We start from the raw sequence: 25014 nt of genomic DNA, 5'->3' as shown, positions 1-25014 counted from the left end.
GCCCGATGGATTTCAACCTATCCGCCTGGGCGCTGCGCAACCGCCAGATCGTCCTGTATCTCATGCTGCTGCTGGCTGTGGTCGGGGCTATTTCCTACACCAAGCTGGGCCAGAGCGAAGACCCCCCCTTTACCTTTAAGGCCATGGTAGTACGCACCAACTGGCCCGGGGCGAGCGCCGAAGAAGTCGCGCGTCAGGTCACCGAGCGCATCGAAAAGAAACTGATGGAGACCGGCGACTACGACAAGATCGTCTCGTTCTCGCGTCCGGGTGAATCCCAGGTCACCTTTATCGCCCGCGATTCGATGCACTCTGCCGATATTCCCGATCTGTTCTATCAGGTGCGCAAGAAGGTCAGCGACATTCGCCACACCTTGCCCCAGGGCATTCAAGGGCCGTTCTACAACGACGAATTCGGCACCACCTTCGGCAACATCTACGCGCTGACTGGCGAAGGCTTCGACTACGCCGTGCTCAAGGATTACGCCGATCGCGTCCAGCTGCAGCTGCAGCGCGTCAAGGACGTCGGCAAGGTCGACCTGCTCGGTCTGCAGGACGAGAAGGTGTGGATCGAGCTGTCCAACACCAAGCTGGCCACCCTTGGCCTGCCGCTGGCCGCCGTGCAGCAGGCGCTGGAAGAACAGAACGCCGTGGCTGCCGCCGGCTTCTTCGAAACCGCCTCTGATCGCGTGCAACTGCGCGTGACCGGGCGCTTCGAGTCGGTTGATGAAATCCGCAACTTCCCGATTCGCGTGGCCGACCGCACTTTCCGCATCGCCGATGTGGCCGAGGTCAAGCGCGGCTTCAACGATCCACCCGCACCGCGTATGCGCTATATGGGTGAAGACGCCATTGGCCTGGCAGTCTCGATGAAAGCCGGTGGCGACATTCTGGTGCTGGGCCAGGCCCTGGAAGGCGAGTTCGCCCGCCTGCAGGAAACCCTGCCGGCCGGCATGCAGTTGAGCAAAGTGTCTGATCAGCCGGCGGCGGTGAAAACCGGGGTCGGCGAGTTCGTTCGCGTGCTCACCGAAGCGGTGATCATCGTGCTGCTGGTGAGCTTCTTCTCCCTCGGCCTGCGCACCGGCCTGGTGGTCGCGCTGTCGATTCCGCTGGTGCTGGCGATGACCTTTGCCGCCATGTACTACCTGGGCATCGGCCTGCATAAGATTTCCCTTGGCGCGCTGGTGCTGGCGCTGGGCCTGATGGTGGATGACGCGATCATTGCCGTTGAAATGATGGCGATCAAGATGGAGCAGGGCTACGACCGTATCAAAGCGGCCAGTTATGCCTGGACCAGCACCGCCTTCCCGATGCTCACCGGCACGTTGATCACTGCTGCCGGCTTTCTGCCGATTGCCACCGCGCAGTCCGGCACTGGCGAATACACCCGCTCGATCTTCCAGGTAGTGGCGATTGCCCTGCTGGTGTCGTGGATCGCCGCCGTGGTGTTTGTGCCGTACCTCGGCGCCAAGCTACTGCCGGACCTGGCCAAGCTGCACGCGGCCAAACACGGCGGCAGCGCTGACGGCCATGACCCCTACGGCACGCCGTTCTACCGCCGCGTGCGTACGGCGGTGGAGTGGTGCGTGCGTCGGCGTAAAACCGTGATCGTGTTGACTATTGCGCTGTTTGTTGGCTCGATCGTGCTGTTCCGCTTTGTGCCGCAGCAGTTCTTCCCGGCGTCCGGCCGTCTGGAGCTGATGGTCGACCTCAAACTCAGCGAAGGCGCCTCCCTGGCCGCCACCGAGGAGCAGGCCAAGCGTCTGGAGCAGTTGCTTAGCGGCCATGAAGGCATCGACAACTTCGTCGCCTACGTTGGCACCGGCTCGCCGCGCTTCTACCTGCCGCTGGACCAGCAACTGCCGGCTGCCAGTTTTGCCCAGTTTGTGGTGTTGGCAAAAAGCATTGAAGAACGCGAAAAAATCCGCACCTGGCTGATCGACGTGCTGCGTGAAGAGTTCCCGACCCTGCGTACGCGCATCTCGCGCCTGGAGAACGGCCCGCCCGTGGGTTACCCGGTGCAGTTTCGCGTTTCCGGTGAGCATATCGACGAGGTGCGTCAGCTGGCCCGTCAGGTCGCTGGCAAGGTGCGCGAGAACCCCCATGTGGCGAACGTGCACTTGGACTGGGAAGAGCCGAGCAAGGTGGTGCGCCTGAACATCGACCAGGAGCGCGCTCGCGCCCTGGGCGTGAGCACCGCTGACCTGTCGCGCTTCCTGCAAAGCTCGCTGACTGGCTCGCCAGTCAGCCAGTACCGCGAAGGCAACGAGCTGATCGAAATCCTTCTGCGCGGCACCCTGAGTGAGCGTCAGGAGCTCGGCCTGCTGCCAAGCCTGGCGGTGCCGACCGACAATGGCCGCAGTGTGCCGCTGTCGCAGATTGCTACCCTGGAATACGGTTTTGAGGAAGGCATCATCTGGCACCGTAACCGCCTGCCGACGGTCACCGTGCGCGCCGACGTGTATGGCAAGGAGCAGCCGGCCAGCCTGGTCAAGCAGATCCTGCCGACTCTTGAACCGGTGCGTGCACAACTGCCAGACGGCTACCAGCTGGACGTCGGCGGCACCGTGGAAGACTCCAGCCGTGGGCAGAAGTCGGTCAATGCCGGTATCCCGCTGTTTATCGTGGTGGTGCTGACCCTGCTGATGCTGCAGCTCAAGAGCTTCTCGCGCTCGGCCATGGTGTTCCTCACCGCGCCGCTGGGGCTGATCGGCGTGACGCTGTTCCTGCTGATCTTCCGCCAGCCGTTCGGCTTCGTCGCCATGCTCGGCACCATCGCCCTGTCGGGGATGATCATGCGTAACTCGGTGATTCTGGTCGACCAGATCGAGCAGGACATCGCTGCCGGTATGGATCGCTGGCACGCGATTATCGAAGCCACCGTGCGGCGCTTCCGGCCCATCGTGCTAACCGCTCTGGCGGCGGTACTGGCGATGATTCCGCTGTCGCGCAGCGTGTTCTTCGGGCCGATGGCCGTGGCCATCATGGGCGGCCTGATCGTGGCCACCGCGCTGACGTTGCTGTTCCTGCCGGCGCTGTATGCAGCCTGGTTCCGGGTCAAGGAAGCGGAGTCAAAGCCAGCCTGAACCGGCGGTTGATGATGTGCAGAAGCCAGACCTTAGGGTCTGGCTTTTTTATGCCTTTCGGTTAGACCGTTTGCTGGCTGGCTGTCAAAAATATGCAACTACCTGCAGCTGGGTTTGAACAGGTTATGCAGCGATTACAGTCTGTTACATGGGTGTGCAGGCCGGTTTAGTGAATTATCTGCTTACGTTTCGTCGTTTTTGTTTGACATATTTTACGTATTTGCCAGACTGCGCGACCATGAACGGGCACGTGCAGTTACCTGTCAAAAATGGTCATAACAAAAACCTGTAGCCCATCGATCCGTCCTGCGCAGTTTGCGCGGGTCATGCATGCGGTGGGCTGACGTCTGTGGAACGGGAAAGCATGCTGATCTGGTTCGTTGCGCTCTATTTGCTGGTGACTGTCGCCATCGGTTTCTACGCCTCCACCCGGGTGCACAGCACCCGCGATTTCGCCTCCGGTGGTCGCAGCATGGGCTTCCCCATTGTCGCCGCCATGGTGTTCGCCACCTGGTTTGGCTCAGAGGCCGTGCTGGGCATCCCCGCCACCTTCCTCGAAGAAGGCTTTGCCGGCATCGTAGAAGACCCGTTTGGCTCCTTTGGTTGCCTGTTCCTGGTCGGCCTGATCATCGCCCGGCCGCTGTACCGGATGAACCTGCTGACCATCGGCGACTACTTCAAGAAGCGCTTCGGCCCGCAGGTCGAACTGATCATCAGCCTGGTCATCGTCATGTCCTACCTGGGCTGGATCGCCGCGCAGCTGATTGCGCTGGGCCTGGTGTTCAACGTCATCTCCGACGGCAGCATCAGCACCACCCAGGGCATGTTCCTCGGCACCTTTATCGTGCTGCTGTACACCCTGTTCGGCGGCATGTGGTCGATTGCCCTGACCGACTTCTTCCAGATGATCATCATTGTTGTCGGCCTGGTGTACCTGGTCTGGCTGTTCAGCGACATGGCCGGCGGCGCCGACCTGGTGATCAACAAGGCGGCCAGCGAAGGCAAGTTCACCTTTATGCACGCCTTCGAGCCCAAGGATATCGTCGCCTTTATCGGCGCGGCAGTGACCATGATGCTCGGCTCTATCCCGCAGCAGGACGTGTACCAGCGCGTGATGTCGGCCAAGAGCGAGAACATCGCCGCCCGCGCCTCAATGACTGGTGCGGTGTTCTACCTCGGCTTCTGCATGCTGCCGGTGTTTCTGGTGTACGCCGCCTCGATGATCGACCCGGCGCTGGTCGAGAAGTGGCTGGCCGAAGACTCGCAGATGATTCTGCCGCTGATGATCCTGGAAAAGACCCCGCTGTTCGCCCAGATCATGTTCTTCGGCGCGCTACTCTCGGCGATCATGTCCACCGCCTCCGGCACCCTGCTGGCGCCGTCGGTAACCCTGACCGAGAACGTGCTCAAGCGCTTTTTGCCGGTGCTTAACGACAAGCAGTTCCTGCTGCTGATGCGCGTCACCATCGTGGTCTGCGCCGTTGCCACCCTGAGCTTTGCCCTGTATTCGGATGCGAGCATCTACGAGATGGTCGGCAACGCCTACAAGGTGACCCTGGTGGCGGCCGTGGTGCCGTTGTTTGCCGGGCTGTTCTGGAAGCGCGCGACCACCCAGGGCGCGTTGGTGGCCATCGCCTTTGGTCTGGTGTCGTGGATCTACCTGGAATACACCTGGAGCGAAGCCGCCTTCTGGCCGCCACAGTTGGCGGGCCTGCTGTTCAGCATGGCCGGTATGTTGATTGGTACGCTGCTGCCGCAGTGGAGCCGTAACCAGAATGATGTGCTGGTGGCGCAGGCGGAATAAGCCTGGCGCCTGACTGACAGAACCCCGCTGATTGGCGGGGTTTTGTTTTTCGGGCCGGGCGAGGACAGATCCCCCCTGTAGTAGGGCCATGCCCGCGATCAACGTCGCTTTTACATGATCACCTGTGGCAAGCCAAAAACCGCAACTCACGCCATAATGCCCGCGCGCAATTGCGCCAAGCGGATCGCCGTGACCGATCTAAGCAGTCCTGTTTCCCCTGTTTTGAGGATTATTAGATGCCCACCATTCTGGTCAAAATATTTGAAGGCCGTTCCAACGAGATCAAACGCGAGTACGCCAAAGCCCTGACTGATGCTTCAACCAAAGTGCTTGGCTGCGATGCCAGCGCGGTTGATGTGATTTTCGAGGAAGTGAAAAAGGGCGACTGGGCCACCGGTGGCGTGATGTGGTCTGAGCGCGACCAAACAAGCTTGTCACCATCGACGTAGGATGGGTTGAGCGTAGCGGCAATACGGTAGGACGCCGTATTGCACAGCTTTAGCTGCCCGCAGGGTGAGGGACATGGATGTCCCTCATGACACCCATGCTGTTCTGGCGTTTGTGATGGGTTACGCCGCTGCGCGGCTAACCCATCCTACGTCGGTCTTTGTGCTCCGCGAATATCGCTGCATAGCTTGTCCTGTATGGCCTGCAGCCTTTCTGTAAAAAGTGCTTTTCAGTCATAAACGCTGTTTTATACTCGGCCTTCGGTGATGGCCGGGCACTCGCCTGCAGGCTGCGCCAAACAATAAAAACTGCATGCTGGAGACACAGATAATGGCTGAGCGCGAGACAGGCACCGTCAAGTGGTTCAATGATTCCAAGGGTTATGGCTTTATTCAGCGCGAGAGCGGCGCGGATGTATTCGTGCACTTCCGAGCCATCCGTGGCGAAGGCCATCGCACTCTGCTCGAAGGGCAGAAGGTCGAGTACAGGGTAACCCAGGGGCAGAAGGGTCTGCAGGCTGACGACGTGTCAGCGCTCTAGGCTCCATGCCCCTCTAAAAAAGCCCATCGCCGATGGGCTTTTTGCTTTCTGCCCTTTGATCGTTTTCCCCTAGGCAAAAATGCGACAATCGCCGCCTTCCTGCTCTTCCCCTTGACCCCATCCCGCGATTACCCGATGACCGACGCCACGCCCGCCGTTGACCACCTGCTGAAAAACCTCGACCAGACCCTGCTGGGCGACCGTCATCGTCTGCGCCGCCAGTTGCATGAGTTGCGCAAGCAGGCGCCGGTGGACGAGGCCCGGCTTGCGCAGTGGCTGGAGCGCTTCGAGGCGTCCCGCGCCAAGGTTGAGGCACGCCGGCTGAGCGTGCCGCCGATGCGTTACGACGACTCCTTGCCGATTGCCGCCAAGCGCGACGAGATCAAGGCCGCCATCAGCAAACATCAGGTGGTGGTGATCGCCGGGGAAACCGGTTCGGGTAAGACCACCCAGCTGCCGAAAATCTGCCTGGAGCTGGGCCGTGGCGTGCACGGTTTGATCGGCCACACCCAGCCCCGGCGTCTGGCGGCACGTAGCGTGGCTACTCGGGTGGCGGAGGAAATTGGTACACCGCTGGGCGAGCTGGTCGGCTATCAGGTGCGTTTCGAGGACCAGAGCAACGAGCGCAGCCTGATCAAACTGATGACCGACGGCATCCTGCTGGCGGAAACTCAGCACGACCGCTACCTGGAAAAGTACGACACGATCATCGTCGACGAAGCCCACGAACGCAGCCTGAATATCGACTTTCTGCTGGGCTTTCTGAAAACCCTGCTGGTGCGCCGGCCTGATCTCAAACTGATCATCACCTCGGCGACCATCGACCTGCAGCGCTTCTCCGCGCATTTCGATGGTGCGCCGATTGTCGAGGTGTCCGGGCGCACCTTCCCGGTGGACACCTGGTACCGGCCGCTGACGGCTGAGCAGGACGAAGACGGCAACCGGGTCGAGGAAGACCTCTCCGTCGACCAGGCGCTTCTCGCCACCCTGGATGAGATCAGCGCCTTCGAGAAGGCTGAGGGCAAACGCCCCGGCGATGTGCTGGTGTTCCTGCCTGGTGAGCGCGAGATTCGCGACGCCGCGGAGGTGTTGCGCAAGGCCAACCTGCGCCTGACCGAAGTGCTGCCGCTGTATGCGCGGCTGACCCCGGCCGAGCAGCAGAAGATTTTTGCGCCCATGGGCGCGCGCAAGATTGTCCTGGCCACCAACGTCGCGGAAACTTCGCTGACCGTGCCGGGCATTCGCTATGTGATTGACAGCGGTACGGCGCGCATCAGCCGCTACAGCTACCGCGCCAAGGTGCAGCGCCTGCCGATTGAGGCTATCAGCCAGGCCAGTGCCAATCAGCGTAAAGGCCGTTGCGGGCGGGTTGAGCCGGGTATCTGTATTCGTCTGTTCAGTGAAGAGGACTTCATCGGCCGGCCGGCCTTTACCGATCCGGAGATTTTGCGCACTAACCTCGCGGCGGTAATTCTGCAGATGCTCCATCTGCGCCTCGGCGAGATCGAGGCGTTCCCCTTTATCGAGCCGCCGGATGGCAAGGCCATCAGCGATGGCTTCAACCTGCTGCAGGAACTGTCGGCGGTTAATCGCGAGGGCCAACTGACGCCGTTGGGGCGTCAGCTGGCGCGCCTGCCGGTGGACCCACGTTTGGGCCGTATGGTGCTGGAAGGCGCCAAGCAGGGCAGCCTGGAAGAAATTCTGATTATCGCCAGTGCCCTGTCGGTGCAGGATGTGCGCGAGCGCCCGTCCGACCGCCAACAGGCCGCCGACCAGGCTCACGCGCAGTGGAAGGACGTGGATTCCGACTTCGCCGCGCTGATCAACCTATGGCGCGGCTTTGAAGAACAGCGCCAGGCCCTGGGTTCCAGTGCGTTGCGCAGTTGGTGCCGCAAGAACTTCCTCAACTACCTCAGGTTGCGTGAGTGGCGCGATGCGCACCGCCAGCTGGTGCTGATTACCCGCGACCTACAGCTCTCTGAAGGTGGTCGAGGTCAGGGTAGGAGCGGCCTTGGCCGCGATCAGCAATCTGCAGGCCAGCCCGCGATAGCCGGGGACCGTCGGAATGCCGAACCACAGCTCTCCGCCGCGCTGAAAGAAAAGGAACTGGTCGAAAAAGATCAGGCCGCGCAGCGCGCCAAAGGCTACGCCGCCGTGCACAAGGCGATTCTCGCCGGCCTGCTCAGCCAGATCGGCCAGAAGACCGAAGATGGCGACTACCTCGGCGCGCGGCAGCGGCGCTTCTGGGTGCACCCGTCCTCTGTCATCGGTCGTAAGAAACCCACGTGGCTGATGGCCGCCGAACTGGTGGAAACCACCAAGCTGTTTGCGCGCATGGTGGCCAAGATCGAGCCGGACTGGATCGAGCCGCTGGCTGGCCACCTGATCAAGAAAAACCACCTGGAGCCGCACTGGGAGAAGAAGCGCGGCCAGGTGGTGGCCTTCGAGCAGATCAGCCTCTACGGCCTGATCGTGGTCGGCCGCCGTCCGGTGCATTTCGGCCCTATCGAGCCGGTGGTCTGCCGCGAGCTGTTTATCCGTGAAGGCCTGGTCGGTGGCGAGATCAATTCGCGCGCCAAATGCCTGACCGCCAATCGCCAGCTGCTGGAAAAGCTCGACGAGCTGGAAGCCAAGGCGCGCCGCCGTGACATTCTGGCCGACGATGAAACCCTGTTCGCCTACTACGAGGCGCGCCTGCCGGCGGAGATTTGCCAGAGCGCGACCTTCGACAGTTGGTACAAGAGCGAAAGCACAAAGAATCCACAGCTGCTGATCATGCGCGAAGAGGACGTGCTCGCCCGGGATGCCAAGGAAGTTACCGCCGCGCAGTACCCGGACAGCCTGCGCCTAGGCGAACTGACCCTGCCGCTGAGTTATCACTTTGAGCCCAATCACCCGCGTGATGGCGTCACCCTGCGCGTACCCGCGCCGCTGTTGCCACAACTGCCGCCCGAGCGTCTGGAGTGGCTGGTGCCGGGCCTGCTGGAGGCCAAATGCATGGCTCTGGTGCGCGGCCTGCCCAAGGCGCTACGCAAGAACTTTGTGCCAGTGCCGGATTTTGTTGGCGCTGCGCTGGGCAAGATCAGCTTTGCCGACGGCAGCTTGCCCGAAGCCCTGGGGCGCGAGTTGACGCGTATGACCGGTACGCGGGTCAGCGAGGAGGCTTGGACTGAGTCTGCGTCCCAGATCGAAAGCCATCTACGGATGAATATCGAAGTGGTCGACAACCAGGGCAAACTCCTGGGCGAAGGCCGCGATCTGGCCGAGTTGACCGCGCGTTTCAGCGAGGCGACCCAGGCAGGCCTGGCTTTGCCGAAAACCGCCAAGAGCCAGCAGCCGGTGGAGGCCAAGGCCTTTAGCGAAGTGGCGGCGAAGACCCAGCAGCAGGTCGCCGGCCTGTCCATGACGGTTTACCCGGCGCTGGTGGAAGAGGCGGGCGTGGTCAAAGAAGGGCGCTTCCCGACTCTGGCCGAAGCCGAGTTTCAGCATCGCCGGGCGCTGCAGCGTTTGCTGCTGCAACAACTGGCCGATCAAGGTAAATGGCTGCGCGGCAAATTACCGGGGCTGACCGAGTTGGCGCTGCTCTATCGCGAGCTGGGCCGGGTTGATGCCCTGGTCGAAGATATTCTGCTGGCCAGCCTCGACAGCTGCATCCTTGAAGGCAGCGAGCCGCTACCGCGCGATGGCGCCGGCCTGGCGGCCCTGGCCGAGCGCAAGCGCGGCGACTGGACCGGCGAGGCCGAGCGGCTGGCCAAGCTGACCCTGGAAATACTCAAGTTGTGGCACGGTCTGCAGAAGCGCTTTAAAGGCAAGATCGACCTGGCCCAGGCCATGGCGCTCAACGACATCAAGCTGCAGCTGAGCAATCTGGTCTATCCCGGTTTCGTTCGCGAAACCCCAGTGCAGTGGCTGAAGGAAGTGCCGCGTTACCTCAAGGCCATTGAGCAACGCCTGGACAAGATCGCCGGCCAGGTGCAGCGCGACCGCGTCTGGAGCGGCGAGCTGGCGGGCTATTGGGAGCAGTACCAGGCGCGCCTGGGCAAACACAGCCAGGAAGGCAAACGCGACCCGCAGCTGGTGCTGTACCGCTGGCTGCTGGAGGAATACCGCGTGTCGCTGTTCGCCCAGCAGCTGGGCACCAAACTGCCGGTATCGGATAAGCGCCTGAGCAAGCAGTGGAGCGTGGTCGAAGGCTAGTGGTGGCTATTCTTCGGTCGCTGCCTGGCAGTCCACCAGGTCATCGTCTTCGATCAGCCAGGTTTCCGAAGCGCTCACCGTAACGCCCTGCAGTACGCACACATCCTCGTCTTCATCGACCAGGCGGATGTCCCACTCACCTGGGGTGACGCCCGTTAGCGACAGCGTCATGCCGGACTCCAGCACGTGTTCGCCAAGGTGATCTTCCCCCCAGTTCTCCTCGTCACTGGGTGAGAAATAGATCTCGTGGATCTCCCAGGACGACTGGTTCTCCACATCAATGTCCGCCGCATGGGCGGGCAGGCTAAGCAGCAGGGTTAAAACAGCAAACGCGGTGGCTAGGGTTTGCATCGGATGATTCTCCGCGATTCAGGTCATGGCCCTAACAACCATGGTTGCTGACTGACGCTGGGTCAAATTGTGGGGCGTGTCATAAGCGTTGCTCGAGCTCGCGCCAATCTATGCGACCCCTACCTTTTCCACGACAAACGCCGTGCTTATACGGTTATATGGTTTGCTGGCACGCGGGACTCTGCTGCTAGACTCAGGCCACATCCCGTCGAGCCCGCGTGAGAGATGATCTTGATTGCAGTCGATGTACGCCGCTCGCCACTATCGCGCCGCCGCTTATTGCTTGCCCTGTTGCTGCTGGCTTGTTGGCCGGGCCTGGCGGCAGCTGCCTGCGAGAAGACGCTGCGTTGGGATGATGATCCGCCGTTTAGCATGCAGACGGCGGATGGCGCGGTGGTCGGTATCGACGTTGAAATCAATCGCGCGGCGCTGGCGCGCCTGGGCTGCCAAACCAAACTGCGTAAGTTGCCCTGGGCGCGGGCGCTCAAGGAGCTTGAGCTGGGCCGGCTGGACATTCTACCCGGTGCCTTCCGCCGGCCAGAACGCGAGGTCTATGCGCATTTCTCCGGCCCGGTGCTGCCGCCTTCGCGCAATATTCTGTTTATGCATGCCCCTGCGTTGCAGCGCTGGCCCGTCACGCAGCTGCTGGAACTGCAGCACAGCGACTTTCGCTTGGGTGCGCAGATCAACGTGGCCTACGGCGCAGACTACGAGCAGTTGATGAGTGATCCGGTGTTTGCCGCGCGGGTGGCGTTGGTGGCCAATCGCAGCAACCTCTGGCGCATGGTCGGCAAGGGCCGTATCGATGGCGTGATTGCTGACGAAAACACTGGCGCCTACGAAATCCAGCAACTGGGCCTCAGCGAGCGGATCAAACCCACGGCTGTGGTGGTGTCCAGTGCGGCAGCTGAGGTGGCCTTCAGCAAGCGCTCGACCGCCCCCGACTTTGTCCAGGCCTATGCCGATGCACTGCGCGAGCTGTTGGTGGATGGCAGTTATGCGCGGATTGTGCAGCGCTATATAAAGCCTTAGGCGTAGCCGTTTGCACCTGTAGGAGCAATTGTATTAACCGGTCGTTTGTCCCCAGATAACGGTCTTGTGCGTATGGTCTGGCTCACGCTGGCCAGGCCTTGTGTTCGCTAGCGCACTGTGATTTGCGCGAGTTGTAGGCACGCTGAAGGGATCACGGTTTGCTGCATATCTAAGCAGCGCGACCGTACTCCTAACCCGCAGACGTGCTGAGGTGTCCGGTTGACGATAAGCCGAGTGGTAACGCCAGCGACTGCGGCCCATGTTGGCAGCGTTGTGGCAGTTCGCGGCAGTGTCATCGACATGCGCTTCGATACTGTGCTGCCGGCTGTGCATACCTTGCTGCGGGCTGGCGAAGGCGGGCGGGTGGCGATTGAGGTGCTGGCTCAGCACGATGCCCATCACGTACGTGGCATCGCCCTGACGCCCACTCAAGGGCTGGCGCGCGGCATGCCGGTGCAGAACACCGGCGGGCCATTGCTGGCACCGGTCGGCAAGCCAATTCTCTCGCGCATGTTCGACGTTTTCGGCAACACCATCGACCGTGAACCGGCGCTTGAGGGCGTGCAGTGGCGCTCGGTGCACAGCCAGCCGCCACCGCTGGTGCGCCGCTCAACTAAGTCAGAAATATTCGAAACCGGCATCAAAGCCATCGACGTGCTCACCCCATTGGAGCGCGGTGGCAAGGCCGGGCTGTTTGGCGGTGCCGGCGTCGGCAAGACGGTGCTGCTGACCGAGATGATCCACAACATGGTCGGCCATCAGCAAGGCGTGAGCATCTTTTGCGGCATCGGCGAGCGCTCGCGCGAAGGCGAAGAGTTGTACCGCGAGATGCAGGCCGCCGGCGTGCTGCCCAATATGGTGATGATCTTTGCGCAGATGAACGAGCCGCCTGGCGCGCGCTTTCGCGTTGGCTATGCGGCGCTGACCATGGCCGAGTATTTTCGCGACGACGAGCACCGCGATGTGCTGCTGCTGATCGACAATATTTTCCGCTTTATCCAGGCCGGCTCGGAAGTTTCCGGGTTGATGGGGCGGATGCCGTCGCGCCTGGGTTATCAACCGACCATGGGCACCGAACTGGCGTCGCTGGAAGAGCGCATCGCCAACACCGACAGCGGCGCGATCACCTCGATCCAGGCGGTGTATGTACCGGCGGACGATTTCACCGACCCGGCGGCGGTGCACACCTTCTCCCACCTGTCGGCGTCCATCGTGTTGTCGCGCAAGCGCGCCAGCGAGGGTTTATTCCCGGCCATCGACCCGCTGCAATCCAGCTCGAAGATGATCACGCCGGGCATTGTCGGAGAACGCCACTACCGGCTGGCGCAGGCCATTCGCCGCACGCTGGCGCAGTACGCCGAACTGAAAGACATCATCGCCATGCTCGGCCTGGAGCAGTTGTCGCCTGACGACCGCAAGGTGGTGGCGCGCGCGCGGCGCTTGGAGCGCTTTCTCACTCAGCCGTTTTTCACCACGGAACAGTTCACCAATATGAGTGGCAAGCTGGTCAGCCTGGCCGATGCGCTGGATGGCTGCGAACGCATCCTCGCCGATGAATTCAAGGACCTGCCCGAAAGCGCGCTGTACATGATCGGCGCGGTGGATGAAGCCACGGCCAAGGCCAAGTCGAGCGGCCAGTCCAAGCCTGAGGCAAAACCCGAGGCCGAAGCCAAAGCAAAACCCGCAGCGAAGCCCGAACTCAGCGAGGAGCAGGCGCATGCCGTTGATGACGCTTAAGGTGTTGCTGCCGTTTGCGGTGTTCGCCGAGGAGAAACAGGTGTCGCGCATAGTGGTCGAGACCGCGCAAGGCGCGTTCGGCCTGCTGCCGCAGCGCCTCGACTGCGTGGCGTCCCTAGTGCCCGGCATCTTGAGTTTCGAGAGTAAGGCGCAGGGCGAGGTGTTCCTCGCATTGGATGAAGGCGTGCTGGTTAAGACTGGCCCGAATGTGCTGATTTCCGTGCGTCATGCGTTGCGCGGTACGGACCTGGCGCATCTGCGTGATGCGGTCGAGCAGGAATTCCTTACCCTGAATGAGCGGGAGCAAGCCGTGCGCGCCGCGATGGCCAAACTCGAAACGGGCTTTATGCGGCGCTTTGCCTCGCTGCGCGAGCGTTCCTCATGAAGCAGGCACCCAAACGCACACCGCCGGCCACCCCCAGCCTGGCTGAACAGGTCGGTGCCAAGGCGGCGCGCAAGCTCAAGGCCAAGCGCAATGGCGCGCCTGGCGTCTGGTTCGGCCTCGGCATGATGGGTTTGATTGGCTGGTCCGTCACGGTGCCGACCCTGCTGGGTGCGGTGCTCGGCCTGTGGCTCGACCAGCACTATCCCGGTGGCCGCTCCTGGACGCTGGCGCTGTTGATGGCGGGGCTGACCATCGGCTGTCTGAACGCCTGGCATTGGGTCTCCCAGGAAGACCGCGCGATGCACACCGAACAGGAGGATGACGATGACTGACTTCCCCAACCTGGCCCTGACCTGGGTTGGCGCGTTACTGGTGGGTGTCACACTGGGCACGATCTTCTTCGGCGGCCTGTGGTGGACGGTGCGTCGTGGCGCGGTTTCGCCTACACCGGCACGCTGGTTCATCGGCAGCCTGGTGTTGCGCAGCGCCATCGTGCTGGCCGGTTTTTATGCCGTGGGGGCAGGGCAGCCGTTGCGGCTGGGCTTCTGCCTGCTGGGTTTTGTGTTGGCGCGGGCCATTGTCATGCGTACAACCCGGCCCCGTCCTGCTGCGGTGGCAACAGTCGCCCTGCCAGCCGCTGGAGAACCGCCATGCGCTTGACTCCCGATGAGTGGGTTTTCTGGGAATACGGCTTTATCAAGCTGAACGCCACCATTGTGTTCACCTGGGCGCTGATGGCTGTGCTGGTGCTGGGCGCGGCACTAATCACCCGGCGGCTCGCCACCGGCCATCAGCGTTCGCGCTGGCAAAACCTGTTGGAAATCGTGGTGACGGCGATCATGGGCCAGATCAAGGATGTCGGCCTGCAAAACCCACGTCGCTATGTAGGCTTTCTCGGCACGCTGTTTCTGTTTGTCGCCGCTGCGGCGCTGGCCACGGTGATTCCCGGTTACGAACCGCCGACCGCGTCGCTATCGACCACCACGGCGTTGGCCCTGTGCGTACTGGTGGCGGTGCCGCTGTTTGGCATTTCTGGCGAGGGGCTCAAGGCTTACCTGAAATCCTACGTGCAGCCCACACCGATCATGCTGCCGTTCAACCTGATCAGCGAAGTCTCGCGCACCTTGGCACTGGCGGTGCGGCTGTTTGGCAACATGATGAGCGGCGCGATGATCATCGCCATCCTGTTATCGATTACGCCTTTCGTGTTCCCCATTGTGATGACCCTGCTGGGCCTGCTGACCGGCATGGTGCAGGCCTACATCTTCACCATCCTGGCGGCGGTATACATCGCTGCGGCCACCAGCAGCCGAACCAGCAAACAGTCTGCGGCCTGAGTCGTGGTGCAACGTTTTATCCATCTACCCAAAGGCATACCTTATGGACGCTCTCACCTGGATCGCCATCGCTTCCATCGTTATGGCTGGCCTGACCACAGGCTTCGGCACCATGGGCCCAGCGCTGGCCGAGGGCAAAGCGGTCTCTGTTGCGCTCAGTGCATTGGCCCAGCAGCCGGATGCATCGGCCACTATCACCCGCACCTTGTTCGTCGGCCTGGCGATGATCGAGTCGACGGCGATCTACTGTTTTGTGGTGTCGATGATCCTGATCTTCGCCAATCCGTTCTGGAATGCGGCGGTGGCTGCAGCCGCCCTGGCGGCAGGCAAATAGACCGTGCTTATCGACTGGTTTACCGTCGGCGCACAGCTGCTCAACTTCATCATTTTGGTTTACCTGATGAAGCGCTTCCTCTATCAGCCGGTGCTCGACGCGATTGCCGCGCGCGAAGCGAAAATCGCCGCCGAACTGGCCGACGCCGCCGCGACCAAAGCCAAGGCGCATGCGCAGCAGAGCGAGTTTGAAGAGAAGAATCAGGCCTTCGATGAACAGCGCGCCGGCTTGCTGAACAAGGCCACCGAGGCCGCCAATACTGAACGTGAGCGCTTGCTGGCGGAGGCGCGCAAAACGGCCGAGGCGGCGAGTGCGGCGCGGGCGAAAACACTGCAGGCCGACACCCAGGCGCTGCATGGTGAGATCGTCCGGCAGACGCAACAGCAGGTGTTCGAGATCGCCCGGCGGGTGATGCGTGATCTGGCCGACGTCAGCCTGGAGCAACGCGCCTGCGCGGTGTTTATCCAGCGTTTGCAGGCCGTCGATGACGCGACGTTGGCTGCCTTGAGCGCGGCGCTCAAGGCCACCTCCGCCGAGGCTCCGGCCTTGCTGCGCAGCGCCTTTGACTTGCCCGCCGAGCAGTTGGCGGCGATTCAGGCCGCGTTGGATAAAACCTTTGGCCAGGCGATTGCGCTCAAGGTCGAGACCGCGCCCGACGTGGTCAGCGGCATCGAACTCAGCGCGCAAGGGCAGAAGCTGGCCTGGAGCATTGCCGACTACCTGACAAGCGTGTCCGCCACGTTGAACGAACACCCCGCTGAAGCGGGGGCCGCATGACCACGGCCAGCCCCGACAACAGCCTGCGCAGTGTTTATGCCGGTGCGTTCGCCGGTATTCAGCAGTGCGTGCAAATCTTCAGCGCGCAACTGCTGCCGCGCGAGGTGGGGTCCATCGTCAGCGTTTCCACCGGCATCGCGCGGATTAACGGCTTGCAGAATGTCGGCTTCGAGGAGCTGCTGGTGTTTCCCGGCGGCTTGTCGGGTATCACCTTTAACCTCGATGAGGACGGCGTCGACGTGGTGTTGCTCGGTGACTACGCGCACCTGCATGCCGGTCAGGAGGTGCAGCGCAGCGGCCGGGTGATGGACGTTGGCGTCGGCGATGCGTTGCTCGGCCGGGTGATCGACCCGCTGGGGCGAGCGCTGGATGGCCTCGGCCCTGTGCGGACCGAACAGCGCCTGCCCATCGAGCGCCAGGCCGCGCCGATCATGGACCGCGCACCGGTAACCGAGCCATTACAGACTGGGCTCAAGGTGCTTGATGCGCTGATCCCCATTGGCCGCGGTCAGCGTGAATTGATCCTCGGTGACCGCCAGACCGGCAAGACCGCCATTGCCCTGGACGCCATCTACAACCAGCGCGACAAGAATGTGCTCTGCGTTTACTGCGCCATCGGCCAGCGCGCGTCGGCGGTGGCCAATGCGGTGGCGAACCTGCGCGCCAAGGGCGCATTGGCCTACACAATAGTGGTGGTGGCCGAAGGCAACGAAGCGCCGGGGCTGTCCTACATCGCGCCGTACGCCGCCACCAGCATCGCCGAGCACTTTATGGAGGCCGGCCGCGATGTGCTGATTGTTTACGACGACCTTACCCACCATGCGCGGGCTTACCGCGAGCTGTCGCTGCTGCTGCGTCGTCCGCCGGGGCGCGAGGCCTTTCCGGGCGACATCTTCTACATCCATTCGCGCATGCTGGAGCGCGCCACCCACCTCAACGACGCGCGCGGTGGCGGTTCGATGACCGCACTGCCGATCATCGAGACCGAGGCGCAGAACATCTCGGCCTATATCCCGACCAACCTGATTTCCATCACCGACGGGCAGATCGTGCTGTCGCCATCACTGTTTGAGTTGGGCGTGCTGCCGGCCATCGACGTTGGCCAATCAGTCTCGCGGGTTGGCGGCAAGGCGCAGCGCGCGGCTTATCGCGCGGTGGCCGGCGACCTCAAGCTGGCTTACGCGCAGTTCGAGGAGCTGGAGACTTTCGCCCGCTTCGGTGCCCGGCTGGATGAAGACACGCGGCAATCCATCGAACACGGCAAACGCATCCGTGCCTGCCTGGGCCAGGGCGAATTCTCGCCGGTCTCGGTGCCTGCGCAGATCGCCATTCTGCTCACACTGAATACCAAGCTGTTCGACGCGGTACCGCTTGAGCAGATGGCGGCGGCTCAGCAGGCGGTTGAGGATGCCGCCCATGCATTACCCGATGAGCTGCGCACGCGCCTGAGCGGTGTCGATAAATTGACCGACGCCGACCGTGAGCAGGTCAGCGCTGCGGCCCGTCAGGCGCTTGCGGGCTTTTCCAGCAGCGACGGCACGGTCACCAACCGCGCTGTCACAGCAAGCCAATGACCACCACCCTGACTGCATTACGGCGGCAGATCGGCAGCGCCGGGGATCTTAAGTCCGTGGTGCGCACCATGAAGGCCTCGGCGGCGTCGGCCATCGGTCAGTATGAGCAGTCGGTGGCGGCGCTCGCGGACTACGCCCGCACGGTCGAGCTCGGCCTTGCTGTGAGCCTGCGCGCCGTTGATCCACATGGCGCACAGCGGCAGGCGCCCAACACAACCGGCGATGACGCGGTGGTGCATGCCATCGTATTTGGCTCTGACCAGGGGCTGGTGGGGCGCTTTAACGAGGTGGTGGTTGAGCATGCGCTGGCGGGGTTACCGCCCGCCGCCGATGCCAAGACGGCAGTAACAGTCTGGGCAGTTGGCGAGCGCGTGCAGGCGCGCCTGGTCGATGCAGGCATAGCCCTTGAAGGTTCATTTGCGGTGCCGGGCTCGGTGGAGCTGATCACCCAGTTGGTGGGGCAAATCCTGCTGACGATTCAGCTGCCTGACGATCCCGCGATGAGTGCAATGCCACGTGCCACGCTGTTGCTGTTCTACAACCGCCCCAGCGAATCCGGCTACGGCCCGGTGAGTCAGCGTTTGCTGCCGCTGGATACCGCGTGGCAGCGCGGGCTGGCCAGTCAAACCTGGCCCACGGCGCAGCTGCCAGAGGTGCTGGGCAACCCTGCGCAGACGTTGCAGACCTTTATTCGCGAGCACCTGTTTGTCTCGTTATTTCGCGCCAGTGCCGAGTCGTTGGCCAGTGAAAACGCCAGCCGCCTCGCCGCCATGCAGCGCGCCGACCGCAACATCGGTGAACTGCTGCAAGCGCTGCAAGCCAGCTTTCATCAGTTACGCCAAGCCAGCATCGACGAGGAACTCTTCGATGTGATCGCCGGCTTCGATGCGCTGCAGCCAAACACCTGAAACACAGCATCTAGAGCCTCTGCGTGCGCTGTCGAACAGACGGCGCAGTGAGGGGCGCACAAACTGGGGATGGAATTAAGGCCAACCCACGGCCGCATGCCGTGACTGGTAATCCTCTGCAAAGGTACTTGCTATGACCCAGCCTCTCTCCGACGTTTATCGCTACATCGTCAAGGAACTCGCACCCAGCGCGCACAAACCCGACGAACCCGCGCTCAGCATCGTTTGCGAGCCCATTAAGGTTCCAGGCGAGCCGAGTGCCAGCGGCACCATCACCCTGCATTTACACGATGGCACCACCCAGGCTGAGGCGCAGGAAATGGCCAGCACCCTGCAGGCCAAGGTCAAAGCGCTGTGCCATGTGCAGGCTGTTGTGGACGGGGTGGTATGAACAGCACTCATACACCGCCAGTAACAGCGTTAACGGTCACAGAAAATCCAGCCACGCAAGCTCCGCCCAAGTTGGGCCTGAGCTTGCTGGTGGCGTTGGTGGTCGGCTCGATTATCGGCAGCGGCATCTTCGGTCTGCCGCAAAACATGGCGGCGGGCGCCGGTGCTGGGGCCATTCTGATCGGCTGGACCATTACCGGCATCGGCATGTTGCTGCTGGTGCGGGTCTACCAGATGCTCTCGCTGCGCAAGCCCGAACTCGACAACGGCGTCTACGCCTATGCCCGCGCGTTGTCGGGTGAGTACGTTGGCTTCAACTCCGCCTGGGGTTACTGGGTCAGCGCCTGGATCGGCAATGTCGGTTATCTGGTGGCGGCGTTCGGTGCGCTGGGCTTCTTCTTTCCGCTGTTCGGCAGCGGCAATTCGCCGGCTGCCATCGCGGGCGCGTCCATCGTGCTATGGGTCATCCACCTGCTGGTGCTGCGCGGTATTCAAGGTGCTGCGGTACTGAATGCGGTGGTCACGCTGGCCAAGATCGTGCCGCTGCTGCTGTTTATCGCGCTGGTGGCCATGGCCTTCAAGGTGGAAACCTTCAGCCTGAACTTCTGGGGCGATGCCAGCCTCGGCTCGGTGCTTGATCAGGTCAAGAGCACCATGCTGGTGACGGTCTGGGTATTTATCGGCATTGAAGGCGCCAGCGTGTATTCGGCACGGGCGCGCAAACGTGAGGACGTGGGGCGCGCCACAGTTATCGGCTTTCTGATCTGCTTGCTGCTCTTGATGTCGGTGTCGTTGCTGTCGCTTGGGGTATTCAGCCAGCCGACCCTGGCCGGCCTGAAAAACCCATCAATGGCGGGCGTACTGCAAGACGCTGTTGGCACCTGGGGCGCGGTACTGATCTACGTCGGCCTGATTGTCTCGGTGGGCGGCGGCTTCCTGGCCTGGATGCTACTGGCTGCAGAATCGCTGTTCAGCCCGGCAGGCGGCGGCGTGATGCCGAAGTGGCTGGGGCAGACCAACGACAAGCATGTGCCGGCCAATGCGCTGTGGCTCACCAACGGCATGGTGCAGCTGTTTCTGATTCTGACACTGTTTTCCGAGGCGTCCTATCTGGCGCTGATCTCGCTGTCCACGGCGATGATTTTGCTGCCCTACCTGTTCAGCGCGGCCTACGGCCTGTTGCTGGCCTGGCGCGGTGAGGGCGTTAAAGCGGCCATCCAGCGTGCTGACGTGCCCATCGCTGCGTTGGCCACGGTCTACTGCTTATGGCTGCTGTACGCCGCCGGCTTCAAGTACTTGCTGCTCAGTGCCCTGTTGTATGTCCCTGGGGTGGTGCTCTACGCCTGGGCCAAGCGCCAGCGTCAGGAACGCATGTTTACCCCTTGGGAGTGGGCCATTCTGGCCGCACTGGTGGTGCTGGCCGGCGTAGCCGCCACGCTGCTGCTGATGGGCCGGCTCGGGCTGTAAGCGCTCTGCATTTCGCATCTGCGCATTTGTGAACAGGAATTCAATGCCATGACGACCCAAGGTTTGCACTCTGAAATTGGCCGCTTGCGCCGTGTACTGGTGTGCCGCCCAGGTCTGGCGCAGCAGCGCCTGACGCCGGCCAATTGCCGCGATTTACTGTTCGACGACGTGCTCTGGGTCGAGCAGGCGCGCAATGATCACGCCGCCTTCACCAATGCCATGCTCAGCCGCGATGTTGAAGTGCTGGAGCTGCATGACCTGCTGGCTACCAGCATGGCTAACCCAGAGGCGCGCACCTGGCTGCTCGATCGCAAACTCGCCCAGGGCACTGTCGATAGCGAGTTGGCGCAGCAACTAAGGCCCTGGCTAGAAGCGCTGCCGCCCATGCGCCTGGCTGAACACCTGATCGGCGGGCTGGCACGTGCCGAGCTGCCGTTTGAGCCAGAAGGGCTGCTGGCCCGCTATGCCGCGGCGAGCGACTTCCTCCTGCCGCCGCTGCCCAACACGCTGTTCAGCCGCGACAGCAGCTGCTGGATCGGTGACGGCGTGGTGCTGTGCCCCATGTACTGGCCGGCCCGGCGGCAGGAAACCCTGTTGACCGCAGCGGTTTATCGCTTCCATCCGCTGTTCGCTGGCAAGACGAAAATCTGGTGGGGCGACCCCGATGTCGATCATGGCGGTGCGACCCTGGAAGGCGGCGATCTGATGCCGCTGGGCAATGGCGTGGTGCTGATCGGCATGGGCGAGCGCACCTCGCCGCAGGCCGTCAGCCAGCTTGCCCGCGCCTTGTTTGCTCAGGGTGGAGCTACCCACGTGCTGGCCGCGCAGATTCCCAAGTCGCGCGGGGCAATGCACCTGGACACGGTGTTTACCTTCTGTGACGTGGATCTGGTGACCTGCTTCCCCGAAATGGTCGATGCGATCCGCGTGCACAGCCTGCGCCCGGGCGAGCGTGAAGGCAGCCTGGACGTGCGCAGCGAAAGCCAACCCTTCCTCGAAGTTGTGGCCGCAGCACTGGGCCTGGCCAAGCTGCGTTCGGTCGCCACCGGCGGTGACGCCTGGCAGTCCGAGCGCGAGCAATGGGACGACGGCAACAACCTGCTGGCGCTGGCTCCGGGCGTGGTCATGGGCTACGCCCGCAATACCCACACCAACACCCTGTTGCGCAAAGCCGGGGTGGAGGTGATCAGCATTCCCGGCTCGGAGTTGGGCCGCGGTCGCGGTGGTAGCCATTGCATGAGTTGCCCGATTGAGCGTGACGCGCTTTGACCTCTATCCCCTATGAGAGCAGCCCATGAGCTTTAACCTGCACAACCGTAGCCTGCTGGCGTTGAAGGATTTCGCCCCCGATGAGGTGCGCTACCTGCTTGACCTGGCCGCCGAACTGAAACGCTCGAAAGCGGTGGGTAACGAGCAGCCGCGCCTTACGGGTAAAAACATCGTGCTGATTTTCGAGAAGCCCTCGACGCGCACCCGCTGCGCCTTCGAGGTGGCGGTGCACGACCAGGGTGGAGACGTGACCTATCTGGATGCCGGTAGCTCGCAGCTCGGCCACAAGGAATCGCTGAAGGACACCGCCCGCGTTTTGGGCCGCTACTACGACGGCATCGAGTACCGCGGCTTTCACCAGAGCGTGGTTGAGGAGCTGGCGCTTTACGCCAAGGTGCCGGTGTGGAACGGCCTGACCGATGAGATGCACCCCACACAGATCCTCGCCGACTTGCTGACCATGCAGGAGTTCGGCGAAAAGCCACTGCACGAATTGAGCTTCTGCTACCTGGGCGACGCCAGTTTCAACATGGGCAGTTCGTTGTTGGTAGGCGGCACGCAAATGGGCATGGATGTGCGCATCTGCTCGCCAACCGATCTACAGCCACCTGCCGAACTGGTGGCGCAAATGCGCGAGCTGGCTAGCCGCACTGGGGCACGCATCACCCTGGAAAGCGACCCGCTGAAGGCCGTGGCCGGCGCAGATTTTCTCTACACCGATGTCTGGGTTTCAATGGGCCAGGACGATGCGGTGTGGCAACAGCGCATCGACAAACTGCTGCCCTATCAGGTGACCACGGCGCTGATGCAGGCCACTGGCAAGCCACGCTGCAAGTTCATGCACTGCCTGCCCGCCTTTCACAATCTGGAAACCGAGGTGGGCCGCGAGGTGCACGAAAAATATGGCCTGAGCGAGATTGAAGTCACCGACGAAGTGTTCGAGTCCGACGCCTCCATTGTCTTCACCCAGGCCGAGAACCGTATGCACACCATCAAGGCCGTGCTGGTAGCGACCCTCGGATGACGCCGCCAGGAGCCCACTCATGAAAGTCGTCGTCGCCCTGGGCGGTAATGCCTTGCTGCGACGTGACCAGCCGCCCACAGCGGAAAACCAGTTGGCCAACATTCGCCGCGCCGCTGCTCAATTGGCGCGCGTGGCCGCCAACCACGACCTGGTGCTGACCCATGGCAACGGCCCGCAGGTGGGGCTACTGGCCCTGCAAGCGGCGGCCTACATTGACGTGGACGCCTACCCACTGGACGTACTCGGCGCGCAGACCGACGGCATGATCGGCTACCTGCTTGAGCAGGAGCTGGCCAACCTGTTGCCCGCAACGCGGGCGATCACCACGCTGATCACCCGGGTGGAAGTGGATCTGCAGGACCCGGCCTTTGGCCACCCAAGCAAACCCATCGGGCCGATCTACACCCAGGCCGAATCCGTACACGTGGCTGCTGCCAGGGGCTGGAGCATGGCGGCGGACGGTGCTGCGTTCCGCCGCGTGGTGGCTTCGCCTCAGCCGCTGCGCGTGCTCGGCATACAGGCGATCCGCTGGTTGTTGGAGCGGGGCGCGCTGGTGATTGCGGCCGGCGGCGGCGGTATCCCGGTGGCGCGCAAGGGGGAGGGCAACGTTCTGCATGGCGTGGAGGCGGTAATCGATAAAGACCTCTGCAGCAGCCTGCTGGCGCGTGAGCTGCATGCCGAGGTGCTGGTGATTGCCACCGATGTGGCGGCGATCTACCTCGATTGGGGCAAACCTACGCAACGCGCCCTCGGCAAGGTCACGCCACAACAACTGAGTGAGCACGCGTTCGCCGCAGGCTCCATGGGGCCCAAGGTCGCAGCTGCGCAGGCTTTCGTCCTGGCGACCGGTCAGCGTGCGGTGATCGGTTCGCTGGAGCAGATCGAAGAGATGCTCGCCGGCACCGCCGGCACTCAGGTCTGTCCGGCAGTGGTGGACACGGCCCCAGAGTCGGCAATGCCAACTCTCTTGATCTCTGACAAAACCTCTCGCACCTGAGCAGCGTTTACTGCTGCAAGCAACGTGTCGGTAGACGACCCAAGGTGGCTCGATGGACTTCAAGGATTACTACAAGGTGCTCGGGCTTGAACCGGGGGCAGATGACAAAGCCGTGAAGGCGGCTTACCGCAAACTGGCGCGCAAATACCACCCAGACGTCAGCAAGGAAGCGGACGCAGAAAATAAATTCAAGGAAGTCGCCGAAGCCTATGAGGTGCTGAAAAGCGCGGAAAAGCGCGCCGAGTACGATGAACTGCGCAAATACGCCGAGCAAGGTCGGCCCTTTGAGCCGCCACCGGGCTGGCAACCGCCAGGCCATGCGGGTTTTTCCGAGGGTGGCAGCGCGGGCAGTGAGTATTCCGAGTTTTTCGAGTCGCTGTTTGGTGGCGCGGGGCGTTTCCAGGACGCCGGCCGCAGCCGCGCGCGCAGAGGCCAGGACGTTGAAATGGCGCTGCCGCTGCTGCTGGAAGAAACCCTGAGCGATGACACCAAGACCATTGCCTTCCAACTCCCGCAATACAGCGCTGACGGTCAGCCTCTGCCGGCGATCAGCAAGACCTTGAATGTAAAAATCCCGCCTGGGGTCAGCAATGGCGAACGCATCCGCTTGAAAGGGCAGGGCGCGCTGGGGGTAGGTGGCGGCGGACATGGCGACTTGTATTTGCTCATTCACTTCGTGCCCCACCCATTGTTCGATGTTGAGGGGCACAACCTGGTCCTCACCGTGCCATTGGCGCCTTGGGAGGCCGCGCTGGGCAGCCAAGTTACCCTGCCGACGCTGAGCGGCAAAATCAGCCTGCGCATACCCGCCAATACCCAAACAGGGCAACGGTTGCGAATCAAAGGCAAGGGGCTGCGCAACAAAACCGGCGAGCCGGGTGACCTGTATGCATTGTTCAAGCTCGTCATCCCGGCTCAAACCGACGAGCCTGTGCGCGCGTTATGGGCACAACTGGCCGAGCAAGCCGCCTTCAATCCGCGCGCGCAGTGGAGCCAGTGATGAGTAGCCAGACCCTGCAATTAGACATTCACGAGTTCTGCCTGTGCGCTGAGCTGCCGCAGGCGGTACTGCTGGAAATTATCGAACACGGCATCGTCGAACCTTGCGGTGCTACACCGGAGCAATGGCGGTTTAGCAGCCATGCACTGTCCGTCGCCAAGCGGGCGTTGCGCTTACAGGTTGAGCTGCAACTTGAGTGGGCCGGTGTGGCCCTGGCGTTGCAGTTGCTTGATGAGCTGGAGCAGCTACGCGCCGAAAACAGCCACCTGCGGCGCCGCTTGAGCCGCTTCGAACAGCCCTAGCTCGCACGGTGTGACGCCGAGTGTCGCAGTAGCCAATTCCTTTGTTTAGAGACTCA

General features: G+C 62.4%; 22 protein-coding genes and 1 pseudogene. 22 read left to right on the top strand and 1 reads right to left on the bottom strand.

The window, feature by feature from the left end; translation table 11 throughout:
* Positions 1–5: 5 nt before the first annotated feature.
* The 5 genes from Q8M42_RS13625 to hrpA all read left to right on the top strand — a co-directional run bounded on the left by Q8M42_RS13625 (position 6) and on the right by hrpA (position 10074).
* Entirely contained in the window at positions 6–3086 is a 3081-nt protein-coding gene (locus Q8M42_RS13625; RefSeq protein ID WP_304865419.1) for an efflux RND transporter permease subunit, read from the top strand.
* A gap of 364 nt (positions 3087–3450) precedes the next feature.
* A complete protein-coding gene (locus tag Q8M42_RS13620; protein WP_304865417.1) occupies positions 3451–4890 on the top strand; it encodes a sodium:solute symporter family protein in 1440 nt (479 codons plus the stop codon).
* 236 nt (positions 4891–5126) lie between these two features.
* Complete coding sequence (locus Q8M42_RS13615; RefSeq protein WP_304865415.1) at positions 5127–5339, top strand: 4-oxalocrotonate tautomerase; 213 nt, start codon at positions 5127–5129, stop codon at positions 5337–5339.
* Positions 5340–5667: 328 nt separating this feature from the next.
* Positions 5668–5877: a cold-shock protein gene (locus tag Q8M42_RS13610; protein WP_304865413.1), complete on the top strand. Its 210-nt coding sequence runs from the start codon at positions 5668–5670 to the stop codon at positions 5875–5877.
* A 135-nt stretch (positions 5878–6012) separates the two neighbouring features.
* Positions 6013–10074, top strand: a complete 4062-nt coding sequence (gene hrpA, locus Q8M42_RS13605) for an ATP-dependent RNA helicase HrpA (protein WP_304865614.1) — start codon at positions 6013–6015, stop codon at positions 10072–10074.
* A gap of 6 nt (positions 10075–10080) precedes the next feature.
* Here hrpA and Q8M42_RS13600 read toward each other — a convergent pair whose 3' ends face one another.
* Positions 10081–10425: a hypothetical protein gene (locus Q8M42_RS13600; RefSeq protein ID WP_304865411.1), complete on the bottom strand. Its 345-nt coding sequence runs from the start codon at positions 10423–10425 to the stop codon at positions 10081–10083.
* A gap of 225 nt (positions 10426–10650) precedes the next feature.
* On the opposite strand from Q8M42_RS13600, the gene Q8M42_RS13595 reads away from it, so the two are divergent.
* The 17 genes and pseudogenes from Q8M42_RS13595 to Q8M42_RS13515 all read left to right on the top strand — a co-directional run bounded on the left by Q8M42_RS13595 (position 10651) and on the right by Q8M42_RS13515 (position 24958).
* Positions 10651–11457 (top strand): ABC transporter substrate-binding protein, encoded by an 807-nt coding sequence (locus Q8M42_RS13595; protein ID WP_304865410.1) that lies wholly within the window; start codon positions 10651–10653, stop codon positions 11455–11457.
* 234 nt (positions 11458–11691) lie between these two features.
* Positions 11692–13092 (top strand): annotated as a pseudogene (gene atpD, locus Q8M42_RS13590) (F0F1 ATP synthase subunit beta); the annotation flags it as partial.
* Positions 13093–13174: 82 nt separating this feature from the next.
* Positions 13175–13579: a F0F1 ATP synthase subunit epsilon gene (locus Q8M42_RS13585; protein WP_304865405.1), complete on the top strand. Its 405-nt coding sequence runs from the start codon at positions 13175–13177 to the stop codon at positions 13577–13579.
* Complete coding sequence (locus tag Q8M42_RS13580; protein ID WP_304865403.1) at positions 13576–13911, top strand: AtpZ/AtpI family protein; 336 nt, start codon at positions 13576–13578, stop codon at positions 13909–13911. The genes Q8M42_RS13585 and Q8M42_RS13580 overlap by 4 nt, the downstream gene beginning before the upstream one ends.
* Positions 13904–14239 carry an ATP synthase subunit I gene (locus Q8M42_RS13575; RefSeq protein WP_304865401.1) on the top strand — a complete coding sequence of 112 codons (336 nt, stop codon included), beginning with the start codon at positions 13904–13906 and terminating at the stop codon, positions 14237–14239. Before Q8M42_RS13580 ends, Q8M42_RS13575 begins: the two co-directional genes overlap by 8 nt.
* Positions 14230–14916, top strand: a complete 687-nt coding sequence (locus Q8M42_RS13570) for a F0F1 ATP synthase subunit A (RefSeq protein WP_304865399.1) — start codon at positions 14230–14232, stop codon at positions 14914–14916. Before Q8M42_RS13575 ends, Q8M42_RS13570 begins: the two co-directional genes overlap by 10 nt.
* 43 nt (positions 14917–14959) lie before the next feature.
* A complete protein-coding gene (locus Q8M42_RS13565) occupies positions 14960–15250 on the top strand; it encodes a F0F1 ATP synthase subunit C (RefSeq protein WP_304865396.1) in 291 nt (96 codons plus the stop codon).
* Between the two features lie 3 nt (positions 15251–15253).
* Complete coding sequence (locus Q8M42_RS13560; RefSeq protein WP_304865394.1) at positions 15254–16027, top strand: F0F1 ATP synthase subunit delta; 774 nt, start codon at positions 15254–15256, stop codon at positions 16025–16027.
* The gene (locus Q8M42_RS13555; RefSeq protein WP_304865393.1) at positions 16024–17601 is read left to right on the top strand and encodes an alternate F1F0 ATPase, F1 subunit alpha; all 1578 of its coding nucleotides are present in this window, start codon (positions 16024–16026) and stop codon (positions 17599–17601) included. The genes Q8M42_RS13560 and Q8M42_RS13555 overlap by 4 nt, the downstream gene beginning before the upstream one ends.
* Entirely contained in the window at positions 17598–18509 is a 912-nt protein-coding gene (locus Q8M42_RS13550) for a F0F1 ATP synthase subunit gamma (RefSeq protein ID WP_304865391.1), read from the top strand. The genes Q8M42_RS13555 and Q8M42_RS13550 overlap by 4 nt, the downstream gene beginning before the upstream one ends.
* A gap of 133 nt (positions 18510–18642) precedes the next feature.
* On the top strand, positions 18643–18900 hold the full coding sequence (locus Q8M42_RS13545) for a hypothetical protein (protein WP_304865389.1): 258 nt from the start codon (positions 18643–18645) through the stop codon (positions 18898–18900).
* Positions 18897–20366, top strand: coding sequence for an arginine-ornithine antiporter (gene arcD / locus Q8M42_RS13540; RefSeq protein WP_304865387.1), 1470 nt, complete (start codon positions 18897–18899; stop codon positions 20364–20366). The genes Q8M42_RS13545 and arcD overlap by 4 nt, the downstream gene beginning before the upstream one ends.
* A gap of 48 nt (positions 20367–20414) precedes the next feature.
* On the top strand, positions 20415–21635 hold the full coding sequence (locus Q8M42_RS13535; RefSeq protein WP_304865385.1) for an arginine deiminase: 1221 nt from the start codon (positions 20415–20417) through the stop codon (positions 21633–21635).
* A 25-nt stretch (positions 21636–21660) separates the two neighbouring features.
* The gene (gene argF / locus Q8M42_RS13530; RefSeq protein WP_304865383.1) at positions 21661–22659 is read left to right on the top strand and encodes an ornithine carbamoyltransferase; all 999 of its coding nucleotides are present in this window, start codon (positions 21661–21663) and stop codon (positions 22657–22659) included.
* A gap of 19 nt (positions 22660–22678) precedes the next feature.
* Complete coding sequence (gene arcC / locus Q8M42_RS13525) at positions 22679–23656, top strand: carbamate kinase (RefSeq protein ID WP_304865382.1); 978 nt, start codon at positions 22679–22681, stop codon at positions 23654–23656.
* 52 nt (positions 23657–23708) lie between these two features.
* Entirely contained in the window at positions 23709–24656 is a 948-nt protein-coding gene (locus Q8M42_RS13520; protein WP_304865380.1) for a DnaJ C-terminal domain-containing protein, read from the top strand.
* Complete coding sequence (locus Q8M42_RS13515) at positions 24656–24958, top strand: chaperone modulator CbpM (RefSeq protein WP_275963380.1); 303 nt, start codon at positions 24656–24658, stop codon at positions 24956–24958. The genes Q8M42_RS13520 and Q8M42_RS13515 overlap by 1 nt, the downstream gene beginning before the upstream one ends.
* Positions 24959–25014: the final 56 nt, after the last annotated feature.

It is taken from the genome of Pseudomonas sp. (assembly GCF_030684895.1).
Classification (GTDB): Bacteria; Pseudomonadota; Gammaproteobacteria; order Pseudomonadales; family Pseudomonadaceae; genus Aquipseudomonas.
This window is presented reverse-complemented; position numbering and strand designations above follow the sequence as displayed.

Bases quoted from the DNA above. Each gene is read 5' to 3' on its own strand.
- Q8M42_RS13625 (WP_304865419.1), top strand. From the start codon at position 6: ATGGATTTCAACCTATCCGCCTGGGCGCTGCGCAACCGCCAGATCGTC.
- Q8M42_RS13620 (WP_304865417.1), top strand. From the start codon at position 3,451: ATGCTGATCTGGTTCGTTGCGCTCTATTTGCTGGTGACTGTCGCCATC.
- Q8M42_RS13615 (WP_304865415.1), top strand. From the start codon at position 5,127: ATGCCCACCATTCTGGTCAAAATATTTGAAGGCCGTTCCAACGAGATC.
- Q8M42_RS13610 (WP_304865413.1), top strand. From the start codon at position 5,668: ATGGCTGAGCGCGAGACAGGCACCGTCAAGTGGTTCAATGATTCCAAG.
- hrpA (WP_304865614.1), top strand. From the start codon at position 6,013: ATGACCGACGCCACGCCCGCCGTTGACCACCTGCTGAAAAACCTCGAC.
- Q8M42_RS13600 (WP_304865411.1), bottom strand. From the start codon at position 10,425: ATGCAAACCCTAGCCACCGCGTTTGCTGTTTTAACCCTGCTGCTTAGC.
- Q8M42_RS13595 (WP_304865410.1), top strand. From the start codon at position 10,651: ATGATCTTGATTGCAGTCGATGTACGCCGCTCGCCACTATCGCGCCGC.
- Q8M42_RS13585 (WP_304865405.1), top strand. From the start codon at position 13,175: ATGCCGTTGATGACGCTTAAGGTGTTGCTGCCGTTTGCGGTGTTCGCC.
- Q8M42_RS13580 (WP_304865403.1), top strand. From the start codon at position 13,576: ATGAAGCAGGCACCCAAACGCACACCGCCGGCCACCCCCAGCCTGGCT.
- Q8M42_RS13575 (WP_304865401.1), top strand. From the start codon at position 13,904: ATGACTGACTTCCCCAACCTGGCCCTGACCTGGGTTGGCGCGTTACTG.
- Q8M42_RS13570 (WP_304865399.1), top strand. From the start codon at position 14,230: ATGCGCTTGACTCCCGATGAGTGGGTTTTCTGGGAATACGGCTTTATC.
- Q8M42_RS13565 (WP_304865396.1), top strand. From the start codon at position 14,960: ATGGACGCTCTCACCTGGATCGCCATCGCTTCCATCGTTATGGCTGGC.
- Q8M42_RS13555 (WP_304865393.1), top strand. From the start codon at position 16,024: ATGACCACGGCCAGCCCCGACAACAGCCTGCGCAGTGTTTATGCCGGT.
- Q8M42_RS13550 (WP_304865391.1), top strand. From the start codon at position 17,598: ATGACCACCACCCTGACTGCATTACGGCGGCAGATCGGCAGCGCCGGG.
- Q8M42_RS13545 (WP_304865389.1), top strand. From the start codon at position 18,643: ATGACCCAGCCTCTCTCCGACGTTTATCGCTACATCGTCAAGGAACTC.
- arcD (WP_304865387.1), top strand. From the start codon at position 18,897: ATGAACAGCACTCATACACCGCCAGTAACAGCGTTAACGGTCACAGAA.
- Q8M42_RS13535 (WP_304865385.1), top strand. From the start codon at position 20,415: ATGACGACCCAAGGTTTGCACTCTGAAATTGGCCGCTTGCGCCGTGTA.
- argF (WP_304865383.1), top strand. From the start codon at position 21,661: ATGAGCTTTAACCTGCACAACCGTAGCCTGCTGGCGTTGAAGGATTTC.
- arcC (WP_304865382.1), top strand. From the start codon at position 22,679: ATGAAAGTCGTCGTCGCCCTGGGCGGTAATGCCTTGCTGCGACGTGAC.
- Q8M42_RS13520 (WP_304865380.1), top strand. From the start codon at position 23,709: ATGGACTTCAAGGATTACTACAAGGTGCTCGGGCTTGAACCGGGGGCA.
- Q8M42_RS13515 (WP_275963380.1), top strand. From the start codon at position 24,656: ATGAGTAGCCAGACCCTGCAATTAGACATTCACGAGTTCTGCCTGTGC.